The following is a 16,024-nucleotide window of genomic DNA, read 5'->3' as shown; positions in this document are numbered from 1 at the left end:
GTTCTACGGGGGCGGGCCAATAATGCTCCAAGCTCGCTGGTGTCCGGTATGGAAAAGATTTCCAAGGTGATGAAAAGGGATGGAAAGATCGTCGATTTCGATCGGAACAGGATCATGGGCGCCGTCCATAGGGCCTTTACGGCCTCGGGCACGGGCGGGAAGGCCGAGGCACGGAAGGTCGCCGACGAGGCCATAAGCCGGCTGGTCGAGAGACATGCGGGCCGTGTGCCCACGGTGGAGAATATCCAGGACGCCGTGGTGGAAACTCTGAGAGATCTGGGATTCGATGAGGTGGCCGATGAATACGAGAGCTACAGGAAAAAAAAGGAGGAGCTCAGGGGCATCGGGAAGGAGCTGGGCATCGAGGAGGAGCCGAAGCTCACCGTGAACGCCTTAGAGGTGCTGAGGAGGAGGTACCTGCTCAGGGATGAAAATGGCGAGGTCGTGGAGACCCCGGCCGGGATGTTCAGGCGCGTGGCCCGGGCTATTGCCGCTGCTGAAGGGAGGTATGGCGACGACCCCCGTGATGCGGAGGAGGACTTCTACCGGGTCATGAGCAGGCTGGAATTCCTGCCCAACTCGCCGACGCTCTTCAACGCCGGATCGGGCACGGGCCTGGCCATGTCCGCCTGCTACGTCCTTCCGGTGGAGGACTCGCTGGAGGGGATATTCACGGCCGTGAGGAACATGGCCCTGATAGAGCAGAGCGGCGGGGGAGTCGGCTTCGATTTCTCGAGGCTGAGGCCGGCGGGGGACATCGTGCGCTCGACCAAGGGGGTCGCCTCTGGCCCGGTGAGCTTCATGAGGGTCTTCGACACCTCCACCGACGTTATCAAGTCCGGGGGAAAGAGGCGCGGGGCGATGATGGCCATACTCCGGGTCGACCACCCCGACATCCTGGAGTTCATAAAGTCCAAGGCGCGGCCGGGAGTGCTCACGAACTTCAACATTTCCGTCGCGGCGACCGACGAGTTCATGAGGGCCGTGGAAAACGGGGAAGAGTATGACCTGGTGAACCCCCGGACCGGGAAGAGCGTGGGAAGGCTCGACGCCCGCCGCGTTTGGACCATGATGGCGGAGAACGCGTGGAAGGGAGGTGACCCTGGCGTGATCTTCATAGACGAGATCGAGAGGCACAACCAGACGCCCCGGGTGGGGCGCATTGAGGCCACGAATCCCTGCGGAGAGCAGCCGCTGCTCCCGTACGAGTCCTGCAACCTTGGCAGCATTAACCTGTCGAGGATGGTCAAAGGTCAGGCGATAGACTGGGAGAAGGTACGGGACACCATATGGATCGGCGTTCACTTTCTGGATAATGTCATAGACGTGAACCCATATCCCCTCGAGGAGATCGGCGACATGACCCGGGCCAACCGAAAGATAGGGCTCGGCGTCATGGGGTTCGCCGAGATGCTCATCCGGCTGGGCATACCATACGATTCGGACGAGGCGCTGGATCGGGGCGGGGAGATAGCCCGCTTCCTGGATGAGGAGGCGGTAAAGGCGTCCGAGGAGCTGGCGGAGCGGCGCGGGCCGTTCCCCAACTATCCGGGCAGTATCTGGCGCCGCCCCAGAAGGAACGCCACGGTGACCACGATTGCACCGACGGGGACCATCAGCATCATCGCCGGGTGCTCGTCGGGCATCGAGCCCCTGTTCGCGGTCGCGTTCATGAGGCACGTGCTCGGAGGGGAGAGGCTGTTCGAGATCAATCCGATATTTGAGAGAATAGCCAAGGACCGCGGTTTCTATGGCAGCGATCTTCTCGACAGGGTCGTGAGGCAGGGCACGGTGGACGGCATCGGGGAGGTGCCGGAAGACGTTAAAAGGCTATTCGTCACTGCTCACGACATATCCCCCGAGCGGCACGTGAGGATGCAGGCAGCCTTCCAGAAATATACCGAGAACGCCGTTTCCAAGACCGTTAACCTGCCCGGGAAGGCGACCTCCGGGGACATCGAGAGGGTCTACAGGCTGGCCTATGACCTGAAGTGTAAGGGCGTCACGGTCTACAGGTATGGGAGTAAGGGTAGGCAAGTACTTAATCTTGGGGCGGGCGACGGGGAGAAGATACCGGTGACGGTGTCCGGGGAATTCGCGGGCGGGACGCCGTCGGACACGTGCCAGGTCTGCGGGTGAGCCTGTATGGGATATGTCTATATATATTATGGGACCGGGGCGGGCAAGACGACCAGCGCCCTGGGCCTGGCCCTGAGGTCAATAGGCCAGGGCAGGAAGGTGGTGATCGTCCAGTTCTTAAAGTGGTGGAAGGATACTGGCGAGTATAAAATAACGGGGCGGCTCAAGCCCGACTACGAGGTCCGACAGTTCGGGAGGCCGGGCTGGATCTGCCGGAACGCCGGGAGGGGCGAGGTGAACGAGGGCGGCGTTGTACTGAAGGTGAGAGGAATAGAGGAGGCAGATAGGGAAATGGCACGGAAGGGCCTGGAATTCGCCGGCCAGAAGCTCGCAGAAAAGCCGGGCCTGCTGGTGCTCGACGAGATCTGCCTGGCCGCCCACATGGGCATCCTGGCCGTGGAGGACGTGCTCGGCCTTATTCGCGATCTGCCGGCGGAAACGGACGTTGTGATGACCGGGAGATTCGCCCCGATTGAGCTGATGGAGAGGGCGGACTTCGTCAACGAGATCGTACCCCGGAAGTTTCCCGGGAAGCTCGTGACGAAGCGGGGGAACCAGTATTAACTTTCCCTTTGCGCGAGGGCGCAGGCCGCGGCCGTTGCAGCGAGCGCCGCAAGCCAGCCCATGCCCGGGCTCGGCTTCGGCGTGGCCGTCGGGGTTGGGCTTCCCGGGGGGGTTGCAGTCGCGGCCGGGGTGGGGGTGGACGTAGGCCAGGGCTCGGGCGTGGCCGTGGGCGATGCCGTGGCCGTGGGCGTGGGCGTCGCCGTCGTGCCGGCCACGATGTAGTTGCTCCGCACGATCTGGCCCTCGCCCCGGACGTTATTCACGGTCAGCGTAACGGTATATGAGCCTTTATTCTGGTAGATGTGGGCCGGGTTCTGCGTGTTCGATGCGGTGCCGTCCCCGAAGTCCCAGAGCCAGCTCACCGGGTACCCGACGCTGGCGTCCGTGAACTGTATGGGCAGGGGCACGGGGCCGCCTGTGCTATCGGAAGTAAAGTCGGCCGCGGGGCGTTCCGGTATGGGCGCGACGAGGGGGGCGTGGTCGCCGTTGTTCTCGGCCAGCAGGACCGCCGTGTCCACGATCCCGTCCCCGTTGGAGTCCGTGCCGCCCAAGTTATCCCAGTAGTTGCCCAGGTAGCCCGAAAACTGCTTTCCGCCATAGCCATAGGAGAGCGGGATGGACGAGTTCCAGCTGTTCACGTACCCGTTGGCCAGGCCGTTCCCTCCGCCGTTGGACTCCAGCGCGTTCATGTAGGCCGAGCACAAGGAGCTGGTCCCTGCCAAGGATATGCCATACTGGTTGCCCTTGACCTCGTTCAGATAAACCGGGCAGCCGTTCGAGTTGAGGATATAGATCCCGATGTTGCTGTTGCCGCTGACAGTGTTGTTCATGACGGCGCAGCCATGCGCCCCGGAGACCGTGATGCCGTACCCGTTGCCGACCACGATGCACTCCATGACGTTCACCAGGCCGCAGTCCCGGACCAGTATGCCGGTGGCGCCGCCCTGGACGCGCAGCCTCTGCACGACGACGCTGTCGGCGGCGACCGTGATGCCCGTGCCCGACGTGACGGCGATGGTAGGCATGCTGCCCCCCGTGTCCCGGCCGATGAGGCTGATGGTCTTATCGATCACGACGTTCTCGTGGTAAGTGCCGCTGGCCACGCTGACGGTATCGCCGGCCGAGGCGTTGGCTATGGCGGCGCTGATCGTGGGGTAGTCCACGGGCACCGAGTACGTGGCGGCCAGCGCGGCGGGGGTCGAAAAGGATAATGCGACGGCCACGGCCGTCGCGATGATGAGGGGATGGCCATGGGGGAACATGTTATCGTACCATAGTTGGCGGCAGGCGATATAAGGGTTACCTGCCGGGGAAAATATACATAGTATTCCCGGCAATATGAAAAAAGGGGCGACCATGGCTACCACGTGCATCCTGTATTTTTCACAGACCGGCAACACCGAGAAGGTGGCCTATACGATCGCCGGCCGCTTCCAGGGTGAAGGCCTGGAAAACGTGACGCTGCACCTGGAGGACGCCCACGACTTCCCCGAGGCCTACGAGGACGTGGACATCCTGGGCATCGGCTTCCCCACGTTCTTCGGCTACCCGCCCCCTCACGTCATGCGCTTCATCGAGGGCCTGAAAGGCAATGGCAGGAGCGCCTTCGTTTTTACGACCTACGGCGGCAGCACGGCGGGCGACAGCCTCTATGATGCGGCCACGGCCCTGGTGAAGCGCGGCTTTAAGGTCCTGGGCGGCCTGAAGATAGAGGCCTCCGATAACTATCCTCAGAGCATATGGCTTAAGATCAACGAGGGCCGCCCGAACGAGATCGACCTGGCCCGGAGCGAAGAGTTCGCTACGATGGTCATAAAATCGTATAACGACGGCCGGAGCATCGACCCGATGGCGCTGGCCAGCTCGAACCCGTTCTTCGTGAAAAAACGCGATAAGCCCAGGAAGAAGACCGTGGACGCCCTGCGCAGGAAGGTCGAGGGCAAGGTCATTTTCAACAAGGACATGTGCCTGTTCTGCGAGACCTGCAAGAAGTCCTGCCCCACGAAGAGCATTTCCTCAGGAGAGGCGCACCCTGTGTTCAGCTGGAAGTGCATGGACGGCATGCGGTGCTACCAGTGCGTCCGGGTATGCCCGGGCAAGGCACTGCTCTACGAGCAGCCCGTGTCGGACAGGGAGTACAAAAAACTGCTCAAGAGCATCGCCGACACGCCCGAGGAAAAGGCCCGGCAATACATCGTCGCCTGACATAGCCTTATGAGCATTAAGAGCATGTTATTGGACGTATGCTTATGGATGCTGCGGCCGTCACGGCCGCTATGTTCGTGATAGGCTTCGCTCTACTCTTTTTCATCTATTATTTCACGTCTCCCATGTATACGGAGTACGGGGATAAGAAGTCCAGGCTCTACTATAGCCTGGTCAACTCGCTGTACTTTTCGCTCGTCCTCGCCATACTCTTTCTCGTTCTGCCGAAGCTGTCGGACGCCTACGGCGTCCTGGTCAGCGTGGCCGCCGGCATAGTCATCATCCTGGCCTCGACGCTCTTACACGTGTACGTCGTCACCACGCTGGTCAGGCGGGGCATCATAAGCATCCGGCAAAAAAGGAGGAAGCGCTAGACCTCGAGCGTCATGTCGTCGAAAGCCACCGTGAGGGCTCCGCCCATGCGGGCCTGGATGCTTTTTCGGGCTTCGAGCGTATCATAGAGATGCGCGTTAAAGTGGGTCAGGACCAGCCTCTTCGCCCCGGACCTCTTCGCCGCCTCCACGGCGTCCTCGGGGTTCATGTGCGGCCAGAGATCGCTGTGCCGGCCCGAAAGCTCGGAGCACTCCGTGATGAGAAGGTCCGCGTCCCGGCCCAGTTTTATTAAGTTATCGCAGAGCCCCGTATCGGTACAGTAGGCGATGGTGCGGCCGCCAAGCCGAAACCTGTAGCCCATGCACGGGTCGGAGTGGACTAAAAGCCTGAAGTCCTCCAGGTAGGGCGCCTTCGCCTTATCCCGGGGAAGCTCGCATACTTCGACCGGGAATGGCCCCTCGCCCAGGGGGACCGTATAGGGTTTTTTAATGATGGCACGGAGCGTATCTTCGGCTCCCTCCATGCCGAATATCCTCAGGCTCTTCAGCGGGAGCTTGACGATGGTGTGCAGGCCCTCGATGTGGTCGAAGTGGTAGTGGCTTAAAAAGAGGTCCACCGCAGCGCGCGAGGCGTAAAGGCCCAGCTTGTGGATGCCGTTGCCGGCATCGAGCACGACGTGCCTGCCATCCGCCTCCAGGAGCGTGCAGACCGTGTTGCCCGTCTCGGAGTCGAACCAGCCGTTCGTGCCCAGGAACCTGACTCGCATACACGCTACAAGGCGGCCGTTAGATATAAAAGGCGCGGGCACAGAGCCTTGTCATACTATCAGTGCCGCCCGGCGAGCCCCCGTACTGCGGAGGCAGATGAAAAAATAGTTCACGCCTGCTCAAGCTTCTTTTCCAGCTCGGCCAGCCGCATGTCGACGAAATCCCGCAGCACATCGTTTCCCGCCTGAGAGCGCTGGATGAAGAACCGGTACGCTTTGATGGCGCCCTTCAGGTCGCCCGCGGCCTCGAGGGCGACGCCCAGGTCGAAATAGGCCATGATCATGTCCGGGTCGACGCTCAGGGCTTCCTTATACTCGGATATGGCCCAGTCCATCTTGTCGAGCACGGCCAGCGTCTTTCCCAGGCTGTAGTGGGCCTCGGCGAACCTCGGGTTCAGCCGTATGGCCTCACCTAACTCCTTTAACGCGGCGTTGTGGTTCTCCCGGGCGCTGTGGGCGAGCGCCATGTTATAGTGCAGGTCCGGGTCCTCGGGGTTGATCTTGAGCCCCTGCTCATACTCGGCCACTGCCCGATCGAGCATGCCGTTATGCGCGAGTAGGGCACCGATGTTATTGTGCGCCTGGTACAGGCTGGGCTCGAGCCGGAGCGCCTCCCGGAACTCGGCCATGGCGATGACGACCGTGCCCTTGCAGGCCAGCTCCACGCCCTTGTTGTAGTGCTCCAGCGCCTGCTTATGCCGGATGTCCCCCACGACCGAGAGCTCGCTCTTCGCGTGGTCGATGAGACCCTTGTTAGTGAGCACCAGGGCCAGGTTGTAGTGCGCCTTCACGTAGTCGGGCCTGAGCCGAACCGCCCGGTTGTATTCCCTTATGGCGTCGTCCGTCATGCCCTTTTTTGAGAATACGACGCCAAGGTTAAAATGCGCTTCCGCGAAGAACGGGTCCAGCTTGATCGCAGATATAAAAGACTCTATGGCATCGTCGAGCTTCCCCTCGCGGAAGAGGGCGACGCCCAGATCGTAATAGACTTCGGGGTCGTTGGGGGTCCTGGTGACGGCCTTCCTGAGCTCGCCGATCACGCCGGAGTAGTCTCCTTTGCCCATGTGCGCCCGGGCATTCTCGATATGAGGCTCCTGCTCCCCGAGCCTGCTATAAATGCCGCCGGACATCCGGTCGTCTACCACCAGGCCTTTTGTTATAAGGCCTATGGCACTATTCAGGTCTTCCATCATGCCCCCTTACGCTCCGCGCTCTGCGCAGGTATCTATATATTTCCCCTTGGTAATCGAAAATTATGTAGTTATACCTAATTAAACTACCGATTATTCACCTTAAAGGGAATAATATATTTTGTTTTGGGTTGTTAATGAACATATTGTTCCAAATATTTAACCGTCCTCGATGCGGATAGCCTTTGCCAGTATCGCCCTGACCTTTTGCCGGATGGCCGGGTCCACGTCGTCCCGGGCCTCGAGCAGCGGCCGTGCCAGGTCATAGCTTCCCCGCCTATCGTAAATGCGCTCCAGCGCGAAGGCGGCCCTTTCGGCCACCTCCGGGTCGGGGTCCTTCAGCGTTTTTATTAATGACCGGACAGTCCGCCCGTCGTCGACCATTCCAGAGAGCCAGGCGCCCAAAGCCATGGCGGCCTCCCGCCGGACTTCCGTGGACGGGTCCCCCAGGGCGTATTCCACGTGGCCGACAACTCTCCCCTGTCCTGTCCGAAATCCGAGCACAGCGAGCGAGTGTACGGCCCCCTGCCTGACGGGCGCCTCAGGGTCGCCCGCGGCCACGATGAGCGGCTCGATGGCCTCCTCGCCGGCCAGGTTTTTAAGATAGTATGCGGCGAACGCGCGCACTTCGGGGTCCGGGTCCCGAAGCTTATCGAGCAACTCCTCATTCATGGGCGTTTTTTCATTATTTCCAGAGTGGCACCTTCCTCGTCCGCGTTAAAAAAGTACTTGCGAGACGAATATTTCGAGTCCCTCAGCTTCTTTATCTGGATGACGTCCCGGGGCTCGTCGTCCACCTCTACCTTGCTGATCCAGATGACGCCGTCCACGATGTGCTCAAGCGCCTTTATTAGCTCGGGGCGGTGCGCTCCCATGTGGATGGTATACAGGGTGGTCGTGCCGTAGTTCTTCTGGATGGCCATCTGGTGGTGAATGTAGTTTAAAATGGCCCGCTCCGAGTCGCTGGCCAGGATGAGCGTGGTGAGCGAGTCCACGACACCCCTTAAATTGTTATACGGCTTGATGTCGGCGATGGCCTCCTTGACCACGTTGTGGACCTCCGTGATGCTGGCCAGGTCGTGGCAGACGTACTTCCACTTCGACACGAACTCGCCCCACCCGAAGGCGTCGGTGAAGCCGTCGATGATGATGAGCTGGTCGTTGTTGATGTTCTCCTCCGGCTCGAGGCCGAAGACGTTGAGCGAGCTCACGATCGCCTGCGGCGGGTGCTCCATGTTAAAGATGTAGCAATACTCGTTGTTGAGCAGCCCGTCGGCGATGAACTTGCTCTGCAGTATCTGGGATTTGGCCCCCGTATCCTCCTCGATGAGCACGAGCGACCCCCTCGGTATGCCGCCATCGAGCGCGTTGTCCAGGTCCTGTATGCCGAACCTGGCCCTATTTTTTATTTCGGTCGTCGAAACCACCCCGTGGATTTCAGTATACCTAGCTTGTGGACGCTCAACCGTAATAACGATTTCGAGGATGAGCTTTTTTTATGATCGCTCACGGTAAGACAACAATGTATATATGGCTCGGGAGTGCTCTTTCATTAAAAGATCACGGGTGGGTCCAAACACGATTAAGGCACAGGCTCTACTGTTGGTAACTCTTTTAGCGGCCGTGGCGATAGCCTCCAGTGGCTGTGTTTATTTCCAGAATGTCATCAGCAACCCGGGGCCGACGAGCACGCCAGTGGTCGTGACTATAACTGCCACGCCGACGGCGACGCCTGCGCCGACGTCGACGCCTGCGCCGACGGCAGTGGCCCGGCAGATGAGCCCGGACGTGGTCATAATGCAGTACGGCGATAAGGGCCTCGTCAGCTTCGACTCGGAGCCGGCCGACGACCAGCAGTACGAGAGCATCATCATCGTGCTGGGCAACGACGGCACGGCGGACGCGAAGAACGTCGTCGTGGCGCTGACCGAGACGGACGCCCACGGCGGGAACATGCTCGTGCAGCAAAATTTCAAGGTCGGCGACCTGAAGCGGGGCGAGCGCAAGGACTTCACGCTCGTGACCGATAAGCACGACCAGGCGGCGTCCATTCTAATCAAGGCCGACCTGTCCTGGGGAGAGAGCGGCGAGTATTATAACCCGATGACATACCTCGACATCACGAAATCGGTCATATGGATGATGAATATACAGCCATAGGCATCGACCTGGCCGCCCTGCCGAAAAATCCCACCGGGGCCGCCGCCTGCGCCGGCGGGCATTACGAGTGCTCGACGGTTTACGGCGATAGCGACATCATCGACTATATTCTGGGCCGCCGCCCTGGCGTTGTAGCCATCGACGCGCCGCTATCTTTGCCCTTCGGCCGGTGCTGCTTCGACGACGCCTGCTGCGGGCCCAGAAAGATACGCACCTGCGACCGTATGCTCATCGGCATGGGCTACAGGGTGTTCCCGCCCGGGTTCTCGTTCATGAGGCAGCTGACCGTGAGGGGCGTCTCCCTGAGAAAAAGGCTGGAGGGCGAGGGCATAAGAGTGATCGAGGTCCATCCCCGCACTACTAAGCGCATACTGGGCCTGGGCCGTTTTCCCGAAGCGGGGAGCGAGCACGAGGACGACGCCTGCGCCGCGGCCCTGGCCGCATGGCTCTACGCCCGGGGAAAATGCGTGGAGCTCACCGGCGCCGACGGGACGATCGTCATACCGCGATAGACCACGGCGGCACGGAGGCACCACGGAGGGCACGGCTAATTTTTTACCACGGCGACACGGCGAACACGGCGCTTTTTTATGATCGGCACGGCGGACGCACGGCGACACGGTTTCCAGATAATATCATTAAGCATGGGGTCTCCGAGGGGTAAGCAAGGGCGCTCAGCGCGGCATTAGCCCCCTTCAGGATATTAAAGTAAGCAGGGGGTCTCCGAGGGGGCATCAGCCCCCTTCAGGAAATAAAAGGCGCCGTGTTCGCCGTGTCGCCGTGGTGAACAAAGCGCTGTGGCCTCCGTGGTGCCTCCGTGTCGCCGTGGTCAGTCGTCGGTTGGCGCCCACCCGCCGGCGAGGCTCTTGAACACGTCCAGGCTCATCTCCAGGTACTGCCGGTTCTTCGAGAACACCTCGAAGGTCACGGTCCTGTTGTATTTTGCAGCCTTGAGCGCGTTCACCACCCTGTGCCAGTCGATGTTGCCCATGCCCAGGGCTAAATGCAGGTCGCCGTCCACGCCGTGGCCGCCCTTGTTGTCGTGCACGTGGACGTGGTACAGGCGATCCTTGAAAGTCTCGATGAAATCGGCGATGTTGGCGCCGCCCTTACAGGAGATGTTGGCGTGGCCGACGTCCAGGTGGAACTTCGCCCGGGGCTCCAGGCCGAACAATTTCTTAAAGTCCTCGACGCTCTGGTCCACGTTCTCAACGGTGACCGTCATGCCCGACTTCTCCGCGCGGTCGCATAAAGCGCCTAGCCCTTCGGCCATGTACCGTATCATCTCGTCCTTCGGGTAGAGCCCGAACCTGGTGTGCATGTGCACCGTGACCAGCCGGGCCTCGATCTCCTCGGCGAAGCCGATGACGTCGATGACCTCGTTCACCGTGGCATCGCGGATGGGCTTATACGGGTTACCCACGTTCCAGCCCCAGGGCGTGTGGCAGGTGAAGAAGATGCCGGTCTCATCCCGGGCTTTTTTAATGTCGCTGACGCGCGATAAAAGCTTCGAGGTCGGGAACTTCGGCCCCTCGGCGCTGATCTCCAGAAAATCGAAGCCGGCATCCTTCGCGTAATAGATCTCCTGCAGGATGTCGCTATCGCCCTTCGGATCGGCGAGCGTTCCATAATACATGAGTAACAATCCGGCGTCCGCGATGATAATGGTTCCGCGCCTGCGAAAAATACATTGGGAAAGCGGCCGTACTGTACTTGCGATGCTGGAACCTGGAGAGCATGACGCCCTGCTGAACGGCGTCCGCGTTCACTACACAGTGTCGGGCTCGGGGCCGGCCCTCATAGCCATATACGGGGGGCCGGGCATGGACGCCCGCGGCTTCGAGAGCCTGGCGGACATCGGCGAGTTTGTCACGCTCATCGTTATGCACCCCCGTGGCTCCGGGCTGTCCGCGGCGGCGCCGTGCGGGGACGGCTATCTGCTGGGGGACTATGCCGCGGACGTTGAGGCGCTGCGGCGGCACCTGAGGCTGGATAGGCCCGCCGTGCTGGGCTGGTCCCACGGCGGCATGATCGCACAGCAGTTCGCCTTCACCTATCCTGACTCCCTTTCAAAGCTCGTCCTGCTGGACACGTCGGCCTACTTCGGCGAGCTCTTAAAGGATATAAACGCCGCAGTCCAGGCGTATCGGGAAAAGCCCTGGTTCCCGGAGTCGTATGCCGCACTGCAGAAGGAGTGGGCGGGGGAATACAGGACGGACGAGGACATGACGAAGCTCTGGGCTGACGAGATCAGGTTCTACTTTAGGGAGTTCGACGGGCGCGCCGAGGCCTATCGCCGTCGTACAATGGGCCTGCCGCTCCGCATGGCGCCGCTCAAGTGCTTCAACGAGCTGGAGGCGCCCTGCATGGACCTGCGGCCCCGGCTGGCGGGAATAAAGGCGCCGACGCTGGTCATCGTGGGCCGGCACGACTTCATCACGACGGCCGGGATGTCGGAAGAGATCCACAGGCGCATACCGGGCTCCCGGCTGGAGATATTCGAGGGCTCCGGGCACTTCACGTTCGTGGAGGAGCCCGGGAAGCTCAAGGCGTTAGTCCGGGATTTCATACTGGAATAGGGCCCGGCCGATTTCCGTGAAAGCGGAGATAAAGAGTCTTTACCAGGCTTGTGCTATTCTTTATCGTGATACTCATGGAGTTCGACCTCGGCAATACGGAGATCGTGCTGGTGGCCGCCCCGGAAGGGTTCAGGGACGAGGAGCTGTTCGTGCCCGAAGACGTTTTTTCCGCGGCCGGCGCCTTCGTGCTCACGGCCAGCACGACGAAGAAGACCATCAACGGCTCGGAGGGCGGGTCGACTGACCCCGACCTGCACATCGAGGACATCAATGTAGATGACCTTAACGCGCTCGTCATCGCAGGAGGCCGGGGCGCGAGACAATATCTGTGGAATGACGAGGCCCTCCTGCGAAAGGTGAGTGAGGCGAACGAGAAAGGCAAGATCATCGGCGCCATATGTATTTCCGGCGCGATACCCGCCATCGCGGGCATCATGCGAGGCCGAAAAGGCACAGTCTATCCCGATCCTGAGGCGCTGGAAGTACTAAAAAAGGCGGGCGAGACATACGTGGGCGAGGGCGTCGTCGTGGACGGGAACGTGGTCACGGGCGCCGGGCCGGAGTACGCGAAGGAGTTTGCCGGCATGATCCTGGCGCTTTTATACAAAAGGATTCAGACGACTGTTCAGAGGTAAGGCTTCAGCTCCTTATACCTTTTTAGCACGATCTCCTTGAATTCCCGTGGCTTGCGGCGGATGCGCTTTGCGGACTCCGTGTCCCCTAAATATTCGAGCCAGGATGCCACCCAGAGCGCCTCCCTGCCCGTGAATGCGACGAGGTAGTCCTTTAAGTCCTTTAAGTCCTTGAGCGGCTTGCCGTTAAAGACATACGGCCTCTTATCCTCGGGCCTGAACAGGCGCCTTGCGACCGCTCTCCTGTCGTCATCGGCGCTCATGTAACAGCTCCTCGTAGATGCTCAGCGTTTCCCGGGCCACCTTATCCCAGGTGAAATATTCCAGCACCCTCTTTCTGGCGGCCTTGCCCCAGCGCTTCATGCGGACCTCGTCCTGGAGCGCTTCATTGATCCCCCAGGCAATGTCAGCGGGAGAGTTGCCGTCGACGTGAACTCCCGTCCTGCCGTCCCCGCCGCTGACCACCTGCTCCTTGAGGCCGGATACGCCGCTCGCCCCGACGACGATGGGCTTCTCCATGGCCATGGCCTCCAGGCTCACGATGCCGAACGGCTCATAGATCGAGGGAAAGACGCAGAGGTCCGAGGCCGCGTAGTGCAGGATGCGCTCGTGCTCGGACACGAACTCGAACCGGCATATGACGCTTTTCTCGAGGCCCAGGCGGGCTGCCAGGTGCCGGACATCGTTCTCCTCGTCCCCGGTCCCCAGGATTACCAGCTTAGCCTCCGGGTGCTCTATGAGCACGGCGGGCATGGCCTGGACAAGGTTCATGATGCCCTTGACCCAGTTGAGCCGGCCCACGAACAGTATCATCTTTCCCGTGTCAATGCCGTAGCGTTTCCTCAGTGCGGCGACTTCGTCCATGGCGGCTTTCGCGGGGTCGTACGTGTCCGGGTCGATGCCGTTCCAGACGACGTGTATCCTGTCCGCCGGCCAGCCGTGGCCGGCCAGGTCCTCCTTCATGGCGTAGCTGACGGTGATAATGCGGTCCGCCGTCGTAGCGCCCAAAAATTCGATGTCGTTCACCGCCTTGCTGCCCCGGCCGCCGCTACGGCCCCATTCGGTCGAGTGGACGTGGAATACCAGGGGCAGGGACAGCTCGCTCTTGAGTGTGGGGGCGGCCATGGCTCCCATCCAGTCGTGGACGCAGGCTATGTCGAACCTGGACCCCTCGGCCCGGACGAGCTGGTTGGACAGCTTTGCGCAGCACAGGATATCGTTCACCAGAATGGAACTGAAAAAGCGGAGCTGGTCTCCCCATGATCGGAGCTCGCCATCGGCGATGACTTTGAGCAGGCCGGAGACATCCACGCCCAGGGGCCTGTGTACCGCGACGCCTTGCATCACCTCGCTGGTCTTCAGGCTCCCGTTGTTCATGGTGAGCACGGTGACGTCGTTCCCCAGCCGGACATACTCTCTCGTTATGTATTCGGCGTATGTGCCCAGGCCGCCGACTAAGCGGGGCGGGTACTCCCATGCGAAAAAGGCGATCCTCACGAATAAAAATTATTTTGTATTTATAAAATATGTGGGGCCGGCTTTTAACGGCTATATCTCCCGCAGGCTTTTCGCCGCGCTTTCGGGAGTTACGGAGTTTATGTGGACCCGCGTGTTAAGCTCGAAGCCGGCCTCGATTCCGAGCTTGGGGTAGATGCACAGGTGCAGGTACACGTCGTCGTCGATCGACTGGACGAACGCATAATTGTACGGAGGGTCCGAAAGCAGCTTCGACAGGCGGGAGAGAGCGTCCCTGGACGTTACGGCGAAGTCGTCCCGCTCCTCGTCCGTCATCTCCGCGATGTTCCTGCACTTCCGCTTCGGGATGACCCAGACCTCGTAGGTATAGCAGGACGCGAAAGGGGCGATGGCCACGGTGTGGGCCGACTCCAGGACGGCCCTCGGGGAGCCCGATTCTTCCTTGATGACCGGGCCATAGTCGAGGCCTCGCTGGTCGGTGATCTCACGGGGCACGATGGGGAGGGCGATGATCTGGGAATGGGCGTGGGCCAGCGACGCACCGGCCTCCCGGCCGTAGTTCCGGAATAAGGAGATGTACCGGACGTACGGTATTTTTGCGATTTTCGAGAACCGGTCCCGGTAGACGCGGAAGAGGCGCTTTATCTCGTCGTCGGACATGAACTGGGGATGGCGGTCGTGCACGGGACTCTCCACGATGACCTCGTGGACCCCGGAAGCGGACAGGCTCATGTCGTTCATGAGCATGACGCCCCCCTCCTTTACGGCCGGGTACAGGTTGGGTATCACCCTTACTGTCCATCCCGTCAGAGGGGGCCTGCCCGGCTCGTCCGGCCGGTGGTCCCCGTCGAAGTAGCTCGCCTTGCTCGGTGGCGTCTTATCCTCAAAGCCTGGACAAAATGAGCAGCCCTGCGCTCCCCCGGGAGGCTCGCGAGCCCTGATAAAGTCGCTTGGCCGCCTGGCGCGGTCGGTCGCGATGATGACCCATCGGTCGAGAAAATAGTCCCGGCGTAACTCGCTCATGAGGATTGTTTTTGAGGGCGCGCGTAGATAAAGGTTATCGCATAGCGCTTACCATAATTATTGGATAATGATATATATGAATCGTGCTATCATATCGCACGGAGCAGGACCATGAATGGCCACGGCATAGCGTTCGGCGCGGGCACGGTCATTAACGCCATCGCCACCTACAAAGGCAGCGCCTTCGGGATAGACTTAAGGACGGAGGCCGATGTAGCGCTAAAAGGCGACCTCATCGAGGGTGAGATCGAGGGGGGAGGCGATACGCGGCTCATCGAGAGGGCCTGCGAGCTGGTGCTGAGGCATTTCGACGTCGACTCGGGCGCGAAAATAAGGACGAAGAGCCAGCTGCCCCAGGCCAGCGGCCTGAAGTCGTCCAGCGCCGCGGCCAACGCGACAGTCCTGGCCACGCTGCGGGCCATCGGCCGGGACATGGAGCCCCTGGAGATGACGCGCCTCGGCGTGCGGGCGGCGCTCGATTCGGGCGTGTCAATCACGGGCGCCTTCGACGACGCCTGCGCTTCCATGCTGGGCGGCGTCGTGATGACGGATAATAAGACGAACGAGCTGCTGAAGCGGGAGACCATCGAGTCGGACGTCGTTATCTATGCCCCGGATAAAAAAGCCTTTTCCAGCCAGACGAACGTTGCCCGTTCCCGGGCCATCGGGCCCTGGGTGGACGCGGCCTTTGAAATGGCCATGCGCGGCGAATACCGGAAGGCCATGACGCTGAACGGCTTCCTCTATACGGCGGCGCTGGGCTACAGCGCGGAGCCCATGGTGGCAGCTCTGGAGCTGGGCGTGGACGCGGTGAGCCTGTCGGGCACCGGGCCGTCCTACGTGGCGCTGGCCGAAGGCGAAAAGCTGGACAGGCTGAAGGCCGCCTGGTCGTCCTACCCCGGTAGAGTGATCATAACAAAGACTAATAATACGGGAGCCTATACGCTCAGGTGAGTT

General features: G+C 60.9%; 18 protein-coding genes. 9 read left to right on the top strand and 9 right to left on the bottom strand.

Translation table 11 applies throughout. The features are described from left to right. Positions 1 to 48 precede the first annotated feature (48 nt). Entirely contained in the window at positions 49 to 2,139 is a 2,091-nt protein-coding gene (locus VMC84_RS11190) for an adenosylcobalamin-dependent ribonucleoside-diphosphate reductase (protein ID WP_325380648.1), read from the top strand. A gap of 6 nt (positions 2,140 to 2,145) precedes the next feature. Further along, positions 2,146 to 2,703: a cob(I)yrinic acid a,c-diamide adenosyltransferase gene (locus VMC84_RS11185; protein ID WP_325380646.1), complete on the top strand. Its 558-nt coding sequence runs from the start codon at positions 2,146 to 2,148 to the stop codon at positions 2,701 to 2,703. On the opposite strand, the gene VMC84_RS11180 is transcribed toward VMC84_RS11185, so the two are convergent. Continuing rightward, positions 2,700 to 3,965, bottom strand: a complete 1,266-nt coding sequence (locus tag VMC84_RS11180) for a PKD domain-containing protein (protein ID WP_325380644.1) — start codon at positions 3,963 to 3,965, stop codon at positions 2,700 to 2,702. The genes VMC84_RS11185 and VMC84_RS11180 overlap by 4 nt on opposite strands. A gap of 94 nt (positions 3,966 to 4,059) precedes the next feature. Between VMC84_RS11180 and VMC84_RS11175 the strand changes: the two genes are divergently transcribed. Both VMC84_RS11175 and VMC84_RS11170 read left to right on the top strand, forming a co-directional pair. Next, positions 4,060 to 4,908, top strand: coding sequence for an EFR1 family ferrodoxin (locus VMC84_RS11175; protein ID WP_325380642.1), 849 nt, complete (start codon positions 4,060 to 4,062; stop codon positions 4,906 to 4,908). Positions 4,909 to 4,946: 38 nt separating this feature from the next. Beyond that, positions 4,947 to 5,282, top strand: coding sequence for a hypothetical protein (locus tag VMC84_RS11170; protein ID WP_325380640.1), 336 nt, complete (start codon positions 4,947 to 4,949; stop codon positions 5,280 to 5,282). Here VMC84_RS11170 and VMC84_RS11165 read toward each other — a convergent pair. The 4 genes from VMC84_RS11165 to VMC84_RS11150 form a co-directional block, all read right to left on the bottom strand. Continuing rightward, positions 5,279 to 6,007: a ribonuclease Z gene (locus VMC84_RS11165; protein WP_325380638.1), complete on the bottom strand. Its 729-nt coding sequence runs from the start codon at positions 6,005 to 6,007 to the stop codon at positions 5,279 to 5,281. The two genes, VMC84_RS11170 and VMC84_RS11165, sit on opposite strands and share 4 nt — an antisense overlap. A 110-nt stretch (positions 6,008 to 6,117) precedes the next feature. Then, the gene (locus tag VMC84_RS11160; protein ID WP_325380636.1) at positions 6,118 to 7,200 is read right to left on the bottom strand and encodes a tetratricopeptide repeat protein; all 1,083 of its coding nucleotides are present in this window, start codon (positions 7,198 to 7,200) and stop codon (positions 6,118 to 6,120) included. A 156-nt stretch (positions 7,201 to 7,356) separates the two neighbouring features. Then, positions 7,357 to 7,869: a HEAT repeat domain-containing protein gene (locus tag VMC84_RS11155; protein ID WP_325380634.1), complete on the bottom strand. Its 513-nt coding sequence runs from the start codon at positions 7,867 to 7,869 to the stop codon at positions 7,357 to 7,359. Beyond that, the gene (locus VMC84_RS11150) at positions 7,866 to 8,624 is read right to left on the bottom strand and encodes an RAD55 family ATPase (protein WP_325380632.1); all 759 of its coding nucleotides are present in this window, start codon (positions 8,622 to 8,624) and stop codon (positions 7,866 to 7,868) included. The genes VMC84_RS11155 and VMC84_RS11150 overlap by 4 nt, the downstream gene beginning before the upstream one ends. Positions 8,625 to 8,799: 175 nt before the next feature. Between VMC84_RS11150 and VMC84_RS11145 the strand changes: the two genes are divergently transcribed. After that, positions 8,800 to 9,357: a hypothetical protein gene (locus VMC84_RS11145; protein WP_325380630.1), complete on the top strand. Its 558-nt coding sequence runs from the start codon at positions 8,800 to 8,802 to the stop codon at positions 9,355 to 9,357. Next, positions 9,333 to 9,869 (top strand): hypothetical protein, encoded by a 537-nt coding sequence (locus VMC84_RS11140; protein ID WP_325380628.1) that lies wholly within the window; start codon positions 9,333 to 9,335, stop codon positions 9,867 to 9,869. The genes VMC84_RS11145 and VMC84_RS11140 overlap by 25 nt, the downstream gene beginning before the upstream one ends. A 317-nt stretch (positions 9,870 to 10,186) precedes the next feature. On the opposite strand, the gene VMC84_RS11135 is transcribed toward VMC84_RS11140, so the two are convergent. Beyond that, the gene (locus tag VMC84_RS11135) at positions 10,187 to 10,993 is read right to left on the bottom strand and encodes a sugar phosphate isomerase/epimerase family protein (RefSeq protein WP_325380626.1); all 807 of its coding nucleotides are present in this window, start codon (positions 10,991 to 10,993) and stop codon (positions 10,187 to 10,189) included. 82 nt (positions 10,994 to 11,075) lie between these two features. On the opposite strand from VMC84_RS11135, the gene VMC84_RS11130 reads away from it, so the two are divergent. Continuing rightward, the gene (locus VMC84_RS11130; protein WP_325380624.1) at positions 11,076 to 11,936 is read left to right on the top strand and encodes an alpha/beta hydrolase; all 861 of its coding nucleotides are present in this window, start codon (positions 11,076 to 11,078) and stop codon (positions 11,934 to 11,936) included. Between the two features lie 74 nt (positions 11,937 to 12,010). Then, the gene (locus tag VMC84_RS11125) at positions 12,011 to 12,571 is read left to right on the top strand and encodes a DJ-1/PfpI family protein (RefSeq protein ID WP_325380622.1); all 561 of its coding nucleotides are present in this window, start codon (positions 12,011 to 12,013) and stop codon (positions 12,569 to 12,571) included. Here the strand turns inward: VMC84_RS11125 and VMC84_RS11120 are convergent. The 3 genes from VMC84_RS11120 to VMC84_RS11110 are packed head-to-tail and all read right to left on the bottom strand — an operon-like array spanning position 12,562 to position 15,067. After that, entirely contained in the window at positions 12,562 to 12,831 is a 270-nt protein-coding gene (locus VMC84_RS11120) for a hypothetical protein (protein WP_325380621.1), read from the bottom strand. The two genes, VMC84_RS11125 and VMC84_RS11120, sit on opposite strands and share 10 nt — an antisense overlap. Beyond that, positions 12,818 to 14,065, bottom strand: a complete 1,248-nt coding sequence (locus tag VMC84_RS11115; RefSeq protein WP_325380619.1) for a glycosyltransferase family 4 protein — start codon at positions 14,063 to 14,065, stop codon at positions 12,818 to 12,820. The genes VMC84_RS11120 and VMC84_RS11115 overlap by 14 nt, the downstream gene beginning before the upstream one ends. A 51-nt stretch (positions 14,066 to 14,116) precedes the next feature. Then, positions 14,117 to 15,067 (bottom strand): galactose-1-phosphate uridylyltransferase, encoded by a 951-nt coding sequence (locus VMC84_RS11110; RefSeq protein ID WP_325380617.1) that lies wholly within the window; start codon positions 15,065 to 15,067, stop codon positions 14,117 to 14,119. A 111-nt stretch (positions 15,068 to 15,178) separates the two neighbouring features. Between VMC84_RS11110 and VMC84_RS11105 the strand changes: the two genes are divergently transcribed. Beyond that, a complete protein-coding gene (locus VMC84_RS11105) occupies positions 15,179 to 16,021 on the top strand; it encodes a shikimate kinase (RefSeq protein WP_349256774.1) in 843 nt (280 codons plus the stop codon). Positions 16,022 to 16,024: the final 3 nt, after the last annotated feature.

It is taken from the genome of Methanocella sp. (assembly GCF_035506375.1).
Classification (GTDB): Archaea; Halobacteriota; Methanocellia; order Methanocellales; family Methanocellaceae; genus Methanocella.
Note: the sequence above shows the minus strand (reverse complement) of the source record. Positions and strands in the feature narration are given on the sequence as shown.

What these genes read in the sequence shown, in the direction of transcription:
- VMC84_RS11190 (WP_325380648.1), top strand. Translation starts at nt 49, where the DNA reads ATGGAAAAGATTTCCAAGGTGATGAAAAGGGATGGAAAGATCGTCGAT.
- VMC84_RS11185 (WP_325380646.1), top strand. Translation starts at nt 2,146, where the DNA reads ATGGGATATGTCTATATATATTATGGGACCGGGGCGGGCAAGACGACC.
- VMC84_RS11180 (WP_325380644.1), bottom strand. Translation starts at nt 3,965, where the DNA reads ATGTTCCCCCATGGCCATCCCCTCATCATCGCGACGGCCGTGGCCGTC.
- VMC84_RS11175 (WP_325380642.1), top strand. Translation starts at nt 4,060, where the DNA reads ATGGCTACCACGTGCATCCTGTATTTTTCACAGACCGGCAACACCGAG.
- VMC84_RS11170 (WP_325380640.1), top strand. Translation starts at nt 4,947, where the DNA reads ATGCTTATGGATGCTGCGGCCGTCACGGCCGCTATGTTCGTGATAGGC.
- VMC84_RS11165 (WP_325380638.1), bottom strand. Translation starts at nt 6,007, where the DNA reads ATGCGAGTCAGGTTCCTGGGCACGAACGGCTGGTTCGACTCCGAGACG.
- VMC84_RS11160 (WP_325380636.1), bottom strand. Translation starts at nt 7,200, where the DNA reads ATGATGGAAGACCTGAATAGTGCCATAGGCCTTATAACAAAAGGCCTG.
- VMC84_RS11155 (WP_325380634.1), bottom strand. Translation starts at nt 7,869, where the DNA reads ATGAATGAGGAGTTGCTCGATAAGCTTCGGGACCCGGACCCCGAAGTG.
- VMC84_RS11140 (WP_325380628.1), top strand. Translation starts at nt 9,333, where the DNA reads ATGGATGATGAATATACAGCCATAGGCATCGACCTGGCCGCCCTGCCG.
- VMC84_RS11135 (WP_325380626.1), bottom strand. Translation starts at nt 10,993, where the DNA reads ATGTATTATGGAACGCTCGCCGATCCGAAGGGCGATAGCGACATCCTG.
- VMC84_RS11130 (WP_325380624.1), top strand. Translation starts at nt 11,076, where the DNA reads ATGCTGGAACCTGGAGAGCATGACGCCCTGCTGAACGGCGTCCGCGTT.
- VMC84_RS11125 (WP_325380622.1), top strand. Translation starts at nt 12,011, where the DNA reads ATGGAGTTCGACCTCGGCAATACGGAGATCGTGCTGGTGGCCGCCCCG.
- VMC84_RS11120 (WP_325380621.1), bottom strand. Translation starts at nt 12,831, where the DNA reads ATGAGCGCCGATGACGACAGGAGAGCGGTCGCAAGGCGCCTGTTCAGG.
- VMC84_RS11110 (WP_325380617.1), bottom strand. Translation starts at nt 15,067, where the DNA reads ATGAGCGAGTTACGCCGGGACTATTTTCTCGACCGATGGGTCATCATC.
- VMC84_RS11105 (WP_349256774.1), top strand. Translation starts at nt 15,179, where the DNA reads ATGAATGGCCACGGCATAGCGTTCGGCGCGGGCACGGTCATTAACGCC.